This window comes from Streptosporangium sp. CA-135522, assembly GCF_050949235.1.
GTDB lineage: Bacteria > Actinomycetota > Actinomycetes > Streptosporangiales > Streptosporangiaceae > Streptosporangium.
Genome location: NZ_CP192026.1, coordinates 8,218,060 through 8,230,439 on the forward strand (window position 1 = coordinate 8,218,060; position 12,380 = coordinate 8,230,439).

Here is a 12,380-nt window from a genome sequence, read left to right on the forward strand (position 1 = left end):
TAGGTGATGACCAATGATTGGTTCAACCCTACAATAGAGACCATGGACGAGACACCGCCCACCCTGACCGCGCTGACGACCTACCTGCTGTCGAAGGTGGGCAAGGCCTCGCGGGTCCGGCTCGCCGAGCAACTCGGGGGCAGGGGGCTGCGCCTGTGGCACATGGCGGTCCTGGCCGCGCTGACGGACTTCGGCCCGCACGCCCAGCGCGACCTCGCCGCACGGCTGGACATCGACCCCAGCGATGTGGTCAAGGTGATCGACGAGCTGACCGCGGCCGGCTACGCCGAGCGGACCCGCGATCCGGTGGACCGGCGGCGCGTCCGCGTGACGGCCACCCCCGCCGGCCGCGCCGCGCTGACCTCGCTCACCGCCGAAGCCGCCGCCGTCCGCGACACCGTGCTGGCGCCCCTCGACGAGCGCGAGCGCGCCCTGCTGCACGACCTGCTGCTACGCGTGTACGCGGACCTGACGGACCGCCCGGGCCCGGCCACGGGCCGATGACGCGCCGTCAGGGCTCCTGTAGCACCCCGGCGCGGGCCGCCGCCAGGGCCGCCGCGGCCGCGCGGTCGGCGACCCGCTCGTCCACCGGCTCGCCGCTGATGAACAGCCGGTAGTACAGCGGCGCGACGGCGGTCCTGACCAGGTCGGCGGCATCGGTGCCCACCGGCAGTTCGCCACGCTCGACCGCCCGGGTGACCAGGGGCGCCGACTGCTCATGGCGCGCGGCGAAGAACGCGTGCAGGGCCCCGGCGACGACCGGGTTCCGCGCGGAGGCCGAGATGAAGGCGGTCGAGATCGGCCCCGTCTCGGGATCGGCGAAGCCGGTCACCACCAGGCGGGTCAGCTCCCGCAGGTCTTCCTCGATCGTGCCGGTGTCGGGAACCGGCCACGGCTCGCCCCCCGCCAGGTCGAGGGCGTCGGCGGCGAGCCCCTCCACACTGCCCCAGCGCCGGTAGACCGTGGTCTTGTGCACGCCGGAGCGCAGGGCGACGCCCTCCACGGTCAGGCCCTCGTATCCCTTCTCCGCCAGCTCGGCCAGGGTGGCCCTGCGCACGGCCTCGCGCACTCTCGCGGTGCGCCCGCCAGGCCTGACCGCTCCGGTCGACGTCATGACCACCTCCGGTTGCACATGTTGCGGCACATCGGGCATACTCCATCTTAATACAACTCAGTTGCATTAAGACAGCGAAGGAGCGCAGTGGCCATGGGCCTTTCACCGAACACCGCGACGACCAGTTCCCATCGTGTTCCGGAGGCCCGTCCTGTCCACTCAACTCACCCTGCGAGAAGTTTCCAAGGCGTACGGCGAGCAGCCGGTTCTTGACCACGTCTCCTTCACCGTCAAGCCCGGCGAGCGCGTCGGGATCGTCGGGGAGAACGGTTCAGGCAAGTCCACCCTGCTGCGGCTGATCGCCGGCGTCGAGGTGGCCGATGACGGCGAGGTCGTCGTCACCGCCGGCGGCGGGATCGGCCATCTCGGCCAGACCATCGGTCTGCCCCCCGAACAGACCGTCCAGCACGCCGTCGACGCCGCGCTCGCGCAGTTGCGCGCCATGCAACGGCGGATGCGGGAGTTGGAGGCCGACCTCACCGAGGACCGGCTCGCCGAATACGGCGACCTGCTCAGCGCCTACGAGGCGCGCGGCGGCTACGAGGCCGACGCCCGGGTCGACAAGGCGCTGCACGACCTCGGCCTCGGGCACCTCGGCCGCGACCGCCCGCTGGGCGGCCTGTCCGGCGGCGAGCAGGCCCGGCTCGGCCTCGCCTGCCTGCTGGCGGCCTCCCCGGAGATCCTGCTGCTCGACGAGCCGACCAACCATCTCGACGCCGCCTCGACGGCCTGGCTGGAGGAACGGCTACGGGCGCACCGAGGCACGGTGGTCGCGGTGTCCCACGACCGGTTCTTCCTCGACCGGGTGGCCACCTCGATCCTGGAGGTCGAGGGGGGTGGGGTCACCCGGTTCGGCGGCGGCTACACGGGCTTCCTCGCCGAGCAGGCGGCGGCCCGGCAGCGCTGGGAGCAGGCTTATGCCGACTGGTGCGAGGAGACCAAGCGGGTGGAGACCTTCGCGGCGACCACGGCGCACCGCGTCGCGCACGGCCGGGCCATGAAGGACGGCAACAAGATGGCCTACGACCGCAACGCGGGACGGGTGCAGAGCTCGGTCGCCGGCCGGGTCCGCCAGGCGCAGGAACGCCTGCGCCGGCTTCACGACGACCCGGTGCCCGAGCCGCCGGAGCCCCTGCGGTTCGCGGGGCTGTTCAGGCACGGCACGGCCGGCGGATCGGTCGCCGAGCTGCGCGCCGTCCGTGTGGGAGACCGGCTCTCGGTGGACTCCTTCACCGTCGAGCCGGGGCAGCGACTGCTGGTCCACGGCGCCAACGGCGCGGGCAAGTCCACTTTCCTGCGGATCCTCGCCGGTGACCTCGCACCCGACGACGGGACCGTACGGCACCGGGGCCGGATCGGCCACCTGCCGCAGGACTCGCCTCCGGTCCTTCCGGAGCGGAGCGTCCTCGACGCGTACGCCGAGGGCCGGCCCGGATATCCCGACGAGCACCGCGCCCGGCTGCTGTCGATGGGCCTGTTCCGGCCCGAGGACCTGCGGACGCCGGTCGGGGCGCTGTCGGTCGGCCGGCGACGGCGGCTCGCCCTGGCCAGGCTGCTGACCGGTGAGGCCGACCTGCTGCTGCTCGACGAGCCGACCAATCACCTCTCGCTCACCCTCGTCGAGGAGTTGGAGGAGGCCCTCGGCGCCTACCGGGGCGCCCTCGTGGTCGTCTCCCACGATCGCGCGTTGCGCAGCCGGTTCACCGGCACCGAGATCGAGATGCGCGACGGCCGCCTCGTCTGAGACCCGTCATCCGACCCAGCACGATCTTTGTCATCCGTCCCGGCCCGGAGCCGGTCCGAAAGGGGAACCCACCATGTCACATGTCCCGACCGTCTCCGTGAAGGAGCTCCAGGTGTCCGGCCGCGACGCCGGGCCGTACGGGATCACCGCGGGGCCGGACGGCGCCCTGTGGTTCACGATGGTCCATCACGGCCTGATCGGCCGGATCACCACGGACGGGGAGCTCACCACCCACCGGCTCGATCCGGCCTCGTGCGGGCCGACGGTCATCACCTCCGGCCCGGACGGCGCCCTGTGGTTCACCGAGTACCGAAGTCACCGGATCGGCCGGATCACCACGGAGGGGGAGATCGGTTCGTTCCCGCTGCCGACGCCGGACGCCGGGCCGTTCGGGATCGCGTCCGGAGCCGACGGCGCGCTGTGGTTCACCGAGACCGATGCCGGCCGGATCGGCCGCGTCACGACCGGCGGCGCGGTGACCGAGTTCCCGCTCCCGGTCGCGGGGGCGTTCCCGTCCGCGATCGCCGCGGGCCCCGACGACGGGTTGTGGTTCACGATGAACCAGGCCAACGCGATCGGCCGGATCGGCATGGACGGTGACATCACGGTCCACCCGCTGCCGACCGCCGGCGCCGCCCCCGTGGGCATCACCGCCGGCGCCGACGGCGCGCTGTGGTTCGTCGAGATCGGCGCGGGTCAGATCGGCCGGATCGAGCCGGGCGGGCGGATCGACGAGTTCCCGCTCCCCGACCGCGGGGCCCGACCGCACGCCATCGTCGCCGGCCCGGACGGCGACTGCTGGTTCACCGAATGGGGCGCCAACCGCGTCGGGCGGATCACTCCCGACGGACGGATCGACGAGCACGAGCTGCCGACCCCGTCCTCGGAGCCGCACGGTATCGCGGCCGGTCCGGACGGCGCGCTGTGGGTGGCGCTCGAGACCGGGGCGCTCGCCCGGATCAGTACGTCCGCTCCGCGTTGAGACGCGAAGCGGCGGCCGGCGATCCCGTCCGCCCTCCCGTTCGCAGCCTGGCCAGCGTCATCGCTCCCGCGACGGCGAGCGCGGTGGCGCTCCCCGTCAGCAGGACTCCGGAGATCACGGTGAGGTCGGCCGGCGCGAGCCCCTGCGCGGCCTGCAGCGCGCTCACCGCGACGAGCCCGCCGTAGCCGGCGACGGCCAGGGCGACCAGCCGGGTCCGGGCGCGTTCGGTCCAGGCGGTCAGCGTCAGCAGGGCGGCGAGCGCGGGCAGCACCTGGAGGCCGTGCAGGGTTATCGCGTGCGGCACCTTGAGCTGCCCGGCCGTGCCGAAGATCGACAGATCGGTCGCCTGGGGCGGCAGTCCGATGGCCCTTCCGTTGGCGATCAGCGCCGCGCCGGAGAGCAGGCTGAGCAGCAGGACGGCCATGCCCGCACGGATCGCCAGGCGCATGCTCGGCGGCGCGTCCAGACCGCGGAACGCCAGGAAGGCGATGATGACGATCGGCGGGATCAGGCCGACGATCGCGAACCCGGCGAGGGTGGCGGACACCGCCGCGTCGACCGGAGAGGCGAAGTTGAGGTGGGAGGGCACGCCGCGCCAGCGCTGGAGGCCGATCAGCGCGACCTCGACGAAGCTCGCCACGCCGAGCATGCCGACGAGCCACCCGCCACGGCGGGGGACGGGCCGGAGTCTGCCGGTGACCCAGACCAGGCAGGCCAGCGTCACCCCGAACGAGAACCCGAACAGTATCGGCTTGCGCCACGAGACCGGCCCCGCCCAGCCGCCGCCGTCGACGGCGTAGACGACCAGGTGGAAGGCACTGCTGGCGAGCAGCAGCGCCGCGACGCCGTAACCGAACCGCTGATGACCGTGCATGGTCCAAGCCTCGGACATCGGCATCCGCCGGCAATCCCCCGCCGGGAGGCGGCCGGCCTACGCCCGGCGGAGTACGGCATGCGGCAGGAGACCGCGATCCCGCCGAAGGCGGCCGGCCCATGCCCGGCGGAGTACGGCATGCGGCAGGAGACCGCGATCCCGCCGCACGCCGGAACCCGGCCGGTCCGGCCGGTGTATCACCGGTATGAGAAGAATCCTGCTGATCCTGGCGATCCTCACCCCCGTGCTCGCCCTGGCGGCACCGGCCCGGGCGGGCGGCTGGGCGATCACCTCCATGGACCCGGTTCCGGCGGAGGTGCGCCCGCACACGACCTACACGCTCGGCTTCTGGCTGCTCCAGCACGGCACGCACCCCTATCAGGGCCCCGACCTGGGCGAGGTCGGGCTGACGTTCATCGACGGGACCAGGAGCGTCCACTTCACCGGCGTGGAGCTGCGGGAACCGGCCCACTACGCGGCGGCGGTCTCGCTGCCGGCCGGGACCTGGAAGGTGAAGGCCGTCCAGGGGTGGTTCGCCCCCTATTCGATCGGCACCCTCACCGTGCCGGGGAGCCTGAAGGTCGATCCGGTCCCGGGAGACCTGCGGAAGGCGATCGGACCGCGGAAGGACTACTGGGGCGAGGTCCACCCACCTGGTTTCCGTGCGGGCCGCGGCGCCGACCTGCCGACCGTGCCTTCCTCCCCGTCTGCGTCCTTCTCCTCCCCGTCCCCCCGGGCGATGGGATCCCTGAACGACGCGACCACCACCGCGGCCGTGGAACGGGACTCCTGGTGGCGCCCGCCGTACGCGGTGGCCGCCGTCTTGGTGCTGGCGGTCGCCGGGGCGCTGGCCTACCGGCTGCGGCGACGCTGACCGTTCGCCTGCGGCGACGCCGGCCGCGCTCCGAGGGTCTCGATCGCGGCCGGTCCTCTGGAATCGAGGCCGAAAGCGGGGGTATGGACAACGAATGAGCATTCAAGAGGAACTCAGGCAGGTGGAGAAGGACATGTCGCGACTGCGCACCGAGGCCTCCGAGCTGCGCAGACAGGTCGGCGAGATCGGCCCGACGGACGCCGCCGAGCGGTCGGCGTTGATCAACATGGCCGACCAGCAGGACGCCCTCGCCGACGAGCTGGAGGGCCGCCGCGAGGAGCTGCGCAGGCAGGCAGACGAGGCCGGTGACACCCGTCCCGGAGGCCCCTGATCGATCCGCCGGGTACGGCACGGCGAATCACGTTTCCCGACGATCGGTTACATCTGACATCAAGTGGTAACGATAAGGACGAACCATCATCAGGGGGACAAAATGATCAATATGCTTCACAAGATGGGCGTAAAGTCCGGCATGATGTACACGGCGGGGGCTGCTTCGATCGGTCTGTCGTTCGCGTCCTGGCTGGCTTCCAATTCGATGGAGAACGCCGGAATGGACCGCGCCGACCGGTGGGGGATCTTCATCGGCCAGTGGGCGCCGACCTTCTTCGCGCTGGGAATCGCGCTGCGGATCGAGGAGACGCATACCGACTCGCGCGGAATGAGCGGGGAGATGCTCGAGGAGACCTACGGCGAGAGCAGGATGCCCTCGCGCGCCGGGGTCTAGTCAGGCGATCAGGCGCGTGTGAGCGGGTCGCGTTCCGGGGGAACGCGACCCGCTCACGCGTCGGACATCGGTCGCAATCCGTTCATACGTCGGACATCGGTCGCGACCCGCGAGTACGGCGCCGGCCGGGCGTCACGACCGCCTGACGATCGCCGGATGCCTCGGATCGTCGGCACGGACGACGACGTCGGCGACGCCGACCGGCTCGGCCTCCCGCTCGTAGCGCGCGTAGGCGGGCAGGGTCCACCGCCACTCCTCGGGAGTACGGCGGGCGAGGCCACCCGGTGAGAGCCACAAATGAACGGTCAGATCGAACGGCAACCCCTGGCCGAGCAGCAGGGCACCGTCCAGCAGGAGCACCCCGCCCGGCGGCACGGTGACGTAGGGCGCACGGGTGGCCCTGTCGGTGACGCTGTCCCAGAGCGTCGGCAGCACCTTGCCCGAGCGGCCGGGTTCGAGCGGGCCGAGCACCTCGCGAAACAGGGCTCCCGTGTCGAGCCAGTCGGTGTAGAAGACGTCCGGATCGGTCCGGCCGTACTCGAAGCGCAGCGACGCCGGACGCAGGAAGTCACCGGAGGACACCCGGAGAACCTCGCGGCCACGCAGGCGGAGCGGGTCGACCAGCGCGTCCGCGAGCCGTTCCGGCTGCGCCGCCGGTGCGCCGTCGAGCGCCACCCGCACCCAGGAACCCGAAGGCTCCGCGGCTATCCGGTCGGCGAGCTCTTCGACCAGCAGCGACGGCGAGATGGGCCGTATGTTCATACGGCCCATCTTTCACCGGGGATCAGGGAGGCGGCACACCGCTTTTCCCGCGCCGCCGATACCAGTACACGGGGTTGCCCGCGCCGCCGATATCAGTACACGGGGTTGCCCGCGCCGCCGATCCCGGCACGCGCACCACCCGCGCCGCCATCGCGGCGCCAGTTCCTTCTTCACCTCAATCCCGACACGGGAGCCAGAAGGGCAAAAATCCTCTGAGCGCGTCCCGTGGACCGGTTAACCACCATGATCTCGTCAAAGTCGGACGTTATACCGCCCAAAAGTCGATACACCATGTTGTTAAGTCATCACAGACGGTAACTAACCATGTGGATCGTTACCGGCTTGTCCGTGACTTGATGTCGGCTTCCCGATCGTGGCCCGTCCGGGAGGACGCACATTCGGGGAGATGGCGCGGCCTTCGCGCCCCACCGTCACCACGACCACGGCCGGCCACCCATGGAGACAGTGATGTCAGGAGAACTTCGATGATCAAACGCGGTAAGCCAACCAAGAACGGGCAGGTCAAACTCACCTTCACCGTGCCGGCCGACCAGCCCCTGGGCGGGATCTCACTGGTCGGCGACTTCAACGACTGGGACCCCTACGCCCACCCGATGCAGCGCAAGGACAACGGCACCTACCAGGTGAGTCTCACCGTCCCGTCGCAGCAGCCCATCCGCTTCCGCTACCTGGCCGACGGCGGCGTATGGTTCGACGACGCCGACGCCGACCACCACGACGAGCACGGCGGACGCCTGAACCCGATGGTCCGACAGGATCCGGCGGGCGAGAGCGTCGCGGCACCCGCCGTGTAGTCACGACACCCACCGCGCGGCACGGCAACCGTCTGCGGCCCGGCGGGCCGTGTCGCGGGACAGAGTTCCGCCGTCTTCACGATCGCCATTCGCCGAGACGGTCTCCCCCCTCAACGTCCGGCCGGCACCGCTCATGCCCTCCGGCCGACACCGCTCACCTCCGGCCGGCACCGCTCATGCCCTCCGGCCGGCACCGCCGAGACGGTTCACCGCCAGAGCGAGCGCCGCTCCGTACACCACATGGCCGGTCGCCATCACCGCCGGGCGCCCCGGCCGGTCGCCGGAGATCGGCGGCAGGATGCCCAGGCGCGGCACCCAGCCCTCGTAGCTGACCAGCCAGATGGCCAGCCCGTAGCCGACGCCGAGGGCCACCGGCGCGCGTCGTCGCCCACAGGCCAGCGCGAACAGGGCACCACAGGCCGCGCCGAAGCCGAAGTGGGTGATCGCCCCCAGTACTCCCTCACCGCTCTTGGGCCGGTGCCTGTGACCGGGGAGGAAGGCACGCGCGATCCGCTTGGGCGGCTGGTCCGACATCAGGCCCGCCCTGCTTCCGGCGCGCATGACCCCGCTCATCGCCGCGGTGGCGAGCACTCCGCCGACGGCTCCGTTCACCAGGTTACGCATCACAAATCACACCCCTTATATGGATATTTCTACCCGTTTGTCGGAATATCCCTACGGGTGCTTGCGAGCGCGCCAAGGGTGTCGCGAGCGAGCTGCAGCTCCTCGCGCGGCCGCACCACCAGCACGGGCACCGTCGCGCCCGGCGGGCTCACCGCCCCGTCGGCCTCCGGGTCGGCATGCGCCGGCGGTTCGACGCCGAGCAGGCCGAGCCTGCGGCAGACGGCCTCGCGGACCTCCGGCTGATCCCAGCCGATCTCCCCGGTGAACACCAGCGCGTCCAGCCGGTCCAGGCTCGTCGCCGCGGCGGCGATCTCCCGGCTCACCCGGTGCGTGAACACCTCCAGCGCCAGCGCGCCGGCGCGGTCGCCGGAGTCCACCAGGTCTCTCGTGTCCCCGGACCTGCCGTCCGACAGCCCGAGCAGCCCGGACCGGTGCTCCAGGCCGTCGCGCAACTCCTCAAGGGTCAGCCGGGAGTCGGAGAGCAGCCACAGCAGCATCCCCGGATCGACGCTGCCCGACCGCTTGCTCATCGGAACGCCCTCAAGCGGTGTGAAACCCATGGAGGTGTCCACGCTGCGGCCCTCGCGCACCGCGCACACCGAGGACCCTCCGCCGAGGTGGGTGAGGACCAGGTGCAGGCTCTCGGCGGGCCGGCCCAGCAGTTCCGCCGCCCGCCGCAGGGTCCAGGCGTAGGACAGCCCGTGAAAGCCGTAACGGCGCAGGCCGTACCGGCTCCTCCACTCCGGGGGCAGCGCGTAGGTCGCGGCCGGCTCGGGCAGGTCGGCGTGGAAGGCGGTGTCCGGGCAGAGCACGTGCGGCAGCCCGGGCAGCCGGCGTCGGCAGGCCTCGACGAGCGAAAGCGCGGGCGGCACGTGCAACGGGGCCAGGTCGGCACACTCACGCACCGCGGCCAGCACGTCGTCGTCGACGATCGTCGGCTTCCCTACGGCGTCGCCGCCGTGCACCAGACGATGGCCGACGGCCACGAGCTCACACTCGGGCGCGGCGTCGAGGAAGTCCGAGACCGTCCGTTCGGCGCCCGCCGGGTCGGGGCTCTTCTCGCCGTGCTCGACGCGCAGGACCCGACCGTTCTGGACGAGGTGAAGCTGCAGACTCGATGATCCCGCGTTGACGGTGAGCACCGCCGGGTCGGTGGTTCCCATGCTCTCCGGTTGCCCCCGGTGGCGCGGGACAAACGGCACGCCGCGACGCGGCCGCACCGCAAGCTCCCGCCGCGGGACCTCCCCGCCGACGCCGGCCACCGACGCCCGGTCCCGTGAGCTCCCCTGTCCCAGGCGCCCATGCCGACCCGTTGAACTGCCTCAAGCCGCGGGCGTACGGTGGTGATAGCGGTTTCCGTCCTTGCACGGCTCCCGATGAGGGCGCTGTCTCCAACAGTCGTAGACAGCGGGGCATCATGACTCGACTTTCCGTCACGGTGAGCGGACACCCTCAATACTCGGTGGTCTCGCTCACCGGTGATCTAGACAAGCTAACGGTTCCACAGTTCGAGGAAGCGGTCGCGGAGTTGCTGACGCGAGGACACGTCCGCATCATCGTCGACACGGCGAACCTGGAATTCTGCGACTCCACGGGCGTCTGGACGCTTCTGACGACCATGCGGCGCGCCTACGAGCAGAACGGCTGGCTCCGCCTCGCCGGTGTGCACGGCTTCCTCGGCCGCCTTCTGGAGTTGACCCGGTTGGGCGCGGCGTTCCCCATCGACTCCGACGTGCCCGAGTCCCTGCGACGAGCCTTCGAGGGGAGCGTTCCAGCCCTGCCGTGAGCCCGGCCGCCCCTCCCCCGGCCCGAGTCCGATGGGCGTTCACCCCTTTCTTCGGGGGAAGACGCCGAGCACAGGCAGGTGTGGACTCGGGCACAGGTGGACACGGGCGCCGGACGCCGCCCCGGGGGCGGACGTGGCTAGGGACGATAGAGGACCGCCGTGATACCGAGCGCCGCCGCGGCGCGAACATTGACGTCCCGGTCGTCGAAGAAGGTGACCTCGCCGGGATCCGCGCCGAGCCGGTGGAGGACCTTCTCGAAGATGGCGGCGTCGGGTTTGGCCAGGCCCAGGCGGCAGCTGTAGAAGCGGTGGGCGAACACCTCGGCCCAGGGGGCGTCGTCGATGGCCGCCGCCAGCGACTCCGGGGCGTTGGACAGCAGCGCGAGCCGGTGGCTGCCGGCGAGCTTCCCGAGCATGTCCAGGCCGGCGGGGTCGAGATGGGACCAGCTCGCCACATCGGCCGCGTCGAGCTCGGCCAGGAGGGGATCACCGGCGGCCAGCTCCCGGCCCAGGACGTTGCTCCAGTAGAGGTGGGAGGCCTGGCCGCGGTCGTAGGGATCGCGGTGGCGCCAGTAACGGTCGTGGAAGTCCGCGGGGTCGCGGCCGGCGAGGTCGGCCATGGCGGTCACCGCCCCGACCGGCTGCGGCAGGGAGATCACCTCGCCGTAGTCCAGCAGCATCCAGGTGGTCACAGGCTCTCCCGAGTCGGTCGATTGAAAGCGGTCACAGGCTTTCGTGGAGGTCGGCCCGAGGAGGACGGCCGTCTCGGGCGTGGACGGCCCCAAGACCCCGACCGGCACCCCGTCCAGTGGAAGCCGGATCGGCCGACCACATCATTTCGAAAGTCCATGTAGTTCATTTGAACATCTTCGATGTTCGATATCAATAGCAAGACCGCCCCTCTTCCCCGGATCACCCTCGGCTCGGTTCGCGTACGCGCGGGCTTGCGCGGCCGGCTTCGCCGGCCTGACGAGCTCCACCGTGCCGCTCACCCGCCGCGACCGGGAACACGACCCCGGCAGGTGCGTGACCAGCTACTTCGCACCTCCTAATCTGATCGAACAGGTATGACGATTTTCGGGGGGAAATCGAGGATGTCCCGCATCCGTATCACCATGGACAACGCCGCCCTGCGCGATGTGGCCATGCGCACCGCCGCGGAGAAGAAACCGCTGTTCGACGCCCGGGCCACCCAGGTGGTGCAACGGGTCGAAGCCTCGCATGGCGGCGAACCGGTCGAGGAGGTGTACGCGGCCCTGCGGGCGGCCCTGTTGCAGCTTCCCGGGATCCAGCAGTTCGAGGAAGCGCAGATCCGCAGGTGCGCGACCCGCATCAGCCTGCGGCAGGATCCGATGACCGAGGCGTAGCCGGGCGTCAGGCGCGCAGGACGGTGAGCCGGACCGTGGAACCGGCCTGATCCCGGAGAATCTCCACCCTGTCGCACATCTGGCGCATCAACCAGAGCCCGTAACCGCGGCGGGACCCGACCAGCGGCGGTGTCATGCCGGCCTCGGGGTCGGTGAGCAGTCCTGCCCGATCGCTGACCTCCGCGACGACCTGGCCGTCTCCGCGCCGCAGGGTGACGGTGCCGGTCGTGCCGGCGTGGTCGAGCACGTTGTTGGCGGCCTCGCTGATGGCGAGGATGAAGTTCATCTCCCGCATCTCGTCGAACGCCTCCGGCGCCAGGAACTCGCGCGCCAGCCTCCGGAGCCCGGCGAGATCACCGACGATCGGGAAGGACACCTTCCGGATCCCGTCCCCGGCCGCCCCCACGCCGTCCGGGGTCGCCTCAGCCATGAGACGCTCCGACGATCGGGACGATCTGATCCAGCGCGGAGATCCGGAAGAGGGCCCGCAGGTGCTCGCTGACGTCGGTCAGGACGAGCTCCGCGCCCCGGCGGTCCGCGTCGGTGTGGGCGTCGAGCAGGGTGACGATCCCGGAGGAGTCGCAGAACCGCACGTGCGTCATCTGGATCACCAGCCTCCCGAGCGGACGGGCGAGGCTTTCGTTCACCGCGACGGCCAGTGTCTCGACCGCATCTCGGTCAAGGTCGCCGACGGGAACGAGCACGTGCGAA

17 protein-coding genes are annotated in these 12,380 nt (G+C 71.1%); 9 read left to right on the forward strand and 8 right to left on the reverse strand.

Going from position 1 to position 12,380, the window contains the following annotated elements; translation table 11 throughout:
• Positions 1 to 42: 42 nt before the first annotated feature.
• Complete coding sequence (locus tag ACQPYK_RS38730; RefSeq protein ID WP_433242800.1) at positions 43 to 504, forward strand: MarR family winged helix-turn-helix transcriptional regulator; 462 nt, start codon at positions 43 to 45, stop codon at positions 502 to 504.
• Between the two features lie 7 nt (positions 505 to 511).
• Here the strand turns inward: ACQPYK_RS38730 and ACQPYK_RS38735 are convergent, their stop codons facing one another.
• Positions 512 to 1,114 carry a TetR/AcrR family transcriptional regulator gene (locus ACQPYK_RS38735; RefSeq protein ID WP_433242803.1) on the reverse strand — a complete coding sequence of 201 codons (603 nt, stop codon included), beginning with the start codon at positions 1,112 to 1,114 and terminating at the stop codon, positions 512 to 514.
• 133 nt (positions 1,115 to 1,247) lie between these two features.
• Between ACQPYK_RS38735 and abc-f the strand changes: the two genes are divergently transcribed.
• Positions 1,248 to 2,858, forward strand: a complete 1,611-nt coding sequence (abc-f, locus tag ACQPYK_RS38740) for a ribosomal protection-like ABC-F family protein (protein ID WP_433242806.1) — start codon at positions 1,248 to 1,250, stop codon at positions 2,856 to 2,858.
• 73 nt (positions 2,859 to 2,931) lie between these two features.
• Entirely contained in the window at positions 2,932 to 3,840 is a 909-nt protein-coding gene (locus ACQPYK_RS38745) for a Vgb family protein (protein ID WP_433242809.1), read from the forward strand.
• On the opposite strand, the gene ACQPYK_RS38750 is transcribed toward ACQPYK_RS38745, so the two are convergent.
• Entirely contained in the window at positions 3,818 to 4,714 is an 897-nt protein-coding gene (locus ACQPYK_RS38750; protein WP_433242812.1) for a hypothetical protein, read from the reverse strand. The two genes, ACQPYK_RS38745 and ACQPYK_RS38750, sit on opposite strands and share 23 nt — an antisense overlap.
• Before the next feature lie 205 nt (positions 4,715 to 4,919).
• Here ACQPYK_RS38750 and ACQPYK_RS38755 point away from each other — a divergent pair, with 205 nt between their 5' ends.
• The 3 genes from ACQPYK_RS38755 to ACQPYK_RS38765 all read left to right on the forward strand — a co-directional run bounded on the left by ACQPYK_RS38755 (position 4,920) and on the right by ACQPYK_RS38765 (position 6,315).
• Complete coding sequence (locus ACQPYK_RS38755) at positions 4,920 to 5,588, forward strand: hypothetical protein (RefSeq protein ID WP_433242815.1); 669 nt, start codon at positions 4,920 to 4,922, stop codon at positions 5,586 to 5,588.
• Positions 5,589 to 5,682: 94 nt separating this feature from the next.
• The gene (locus ACQPYK_RS38760) at positions 5,683 to 5,919 is read left to right on the forward strand and encodes a hypothetical protein (RefSeq protein WP_433242818.1); all 237 of its coding nucleotides are present in this window, start codon (positions 5,683 to 5,685) and stop codon (positions 5,917 to 5,919) included.
• Positions 5,920 to 6,042: 123 nt separating this feature from the next.
• On the forward strand, positions 6,043 to 6,315 hold the full coding sequence (locus tag ACQPYK_RS38765) for a hypothetical protein (RefSeq protein WP_433242821.1): 273 nt from the start codon (positions 6,043 to 6,045) through the stop codon (positions 6,313 to 6,315).
• A gap of 132 nt (positions 6,316 to 6,447) precedes the next feature.
• On the opposite strand, the gene ACQPYK_RS38770 is transcribed toward ACQPYK_RS38765, so the two are convergent.
• On the reverse strand, positions 6,448 to 7,077 hold the full coding sequence (locus ACQPYK_RS38770) for a uridine kinase (protein WP_433242824.1): 630 nt from the start codon (positions 7,075 to 7,077) through the stop codon (positions 6,448 to 6,450).
• 485 nt (positions 7,078 to 7,562) lie between these two features.
• On the opposite strand from ACQPYK_RS38770, the gene ACQPYK_RS38775 reads away from it, so the two are divergent.
• Entirely contained in the window at positions 7,563 to 7,892 is a 330-nt protein-coding gene (locus tag ACQPYK_RS38775; RefSeq protein WP_433242827.1) for an isoamylase early set domain-containing protein, read from the forward strand.
• A 174-nt stretch (positions 7,893 to 8,066) separates the two neighbouring features.
• On the opposite strand, the gene ACQPYK_RS38780 is transcribed toward ACQPYK_RS38775, so the two are convergent.
• Positions 8,067 to 8,516: a DUF6789 family protein gene (locus tag ACQPYK_RS38780; RefSeq protein WP_433242830.1), complete on the reverse strand. Its 450-nt coding sequence runs from the start codon at positions 8,514 to 8,516 to the stop codon at positions 8,067 to 8,069.
• Between the two features lie 29 nt (positions 8,517 to 8,545).
• Positions 8,546 to 9,679: an acetate/propionate family kinase gene (locus ACQPYK_RS38785; RefSeq protein ID WP_433242833.1), complete on the reverse strand. Its 1,134-nt coding sequence runs from the start codon at positions 9,677 to 9,679 to the stop codon at positions 8,546 to 8,548.
• Positions 9,680 to 9,933: 254 nt separating this feature from the next.
• Between ACQPYK_RS38785 and ACQPYK_RS38790 the strand changes: the two genes are divergently transcribed.
• Positions 9,934 to 10,302 carry an STAS domain-containing protein gene (locus tag ACQPYK_RS38790; RefSeq protein WP_433242836.1) on the forward strand — a complete coding sequence of 123 codons (369 nt, stop codon included), beginning with the start codon at positions 9,934 to 9,936 and terminating at the stop codon, positions 10,300 to 10,302.
• A gap of 137 nt (positions 10,303 to 10,439) precedes the next feature.
• On the opposite strand, the gene ACQPYK_RS38795 is transcribed toward ACQPYK_RS38790, so the two are convergent.
• Positions 10,440 to 10,994 (reverse strand): HAD-IA family hydrolase, encoded by a 555-nt coding sequence (locus ACQPYK_RS38795; protein WP_433242839.1) that lies wholly within the window; start codon positions 10,992 to 10,994, stop codon positions 10,440 to 10,442.
• 402 nt (positions 10,995 to 11,396) lie between these two features.
• On the opposite strand from ACQPYK_RS38795, the gene ACQPYK_RS38800 reads away from it, so the two are divergent.
• Positions 11,397 to 11,669 (forward strand): hypothetical protein, encoded by a 273-nt coding sequence (locus ACQPYK_RS38800; RefSeq protein WP_433242842.1) that lies wholly within the window; start codon positions 11,397 to 11,399, stop codon positions 11,667 to 11,669.
• 7 nt (positions 11,670 to 11,676) lie between these two features.
• Here the strand turns inward: ACQPYK_RS38800 and ACQPYK_RS38805 are convergent, their stop codons facing one another.
• Positions 11,677 to 12,099 (reverse strand): ATP-binding protein, encoded by a 423-nt coding sequence (locus ACQPYK_RS38805; RefSeq protein WP_433242845.1) that lies wholly within the window; start codon positions 12,097 to 12,099, stop codon positions 11,677 to 11,679.
• Entirely contained in the window at positions 12,092 to 12,373 is a 282-nt protein-coding gene (locus ACQPYK_RS38810) for an STAS domain-containing protein (RefSeq protein ID WP_433242848.1), read from the reverse strand. Before ACQPYK_RS38810 ends, ACQPYK_RS38805 begins: the two co-directional genes overlap by 8 nt.
• Positions 12,374 to 12,380: the final 7 nt, after the last annotated feature.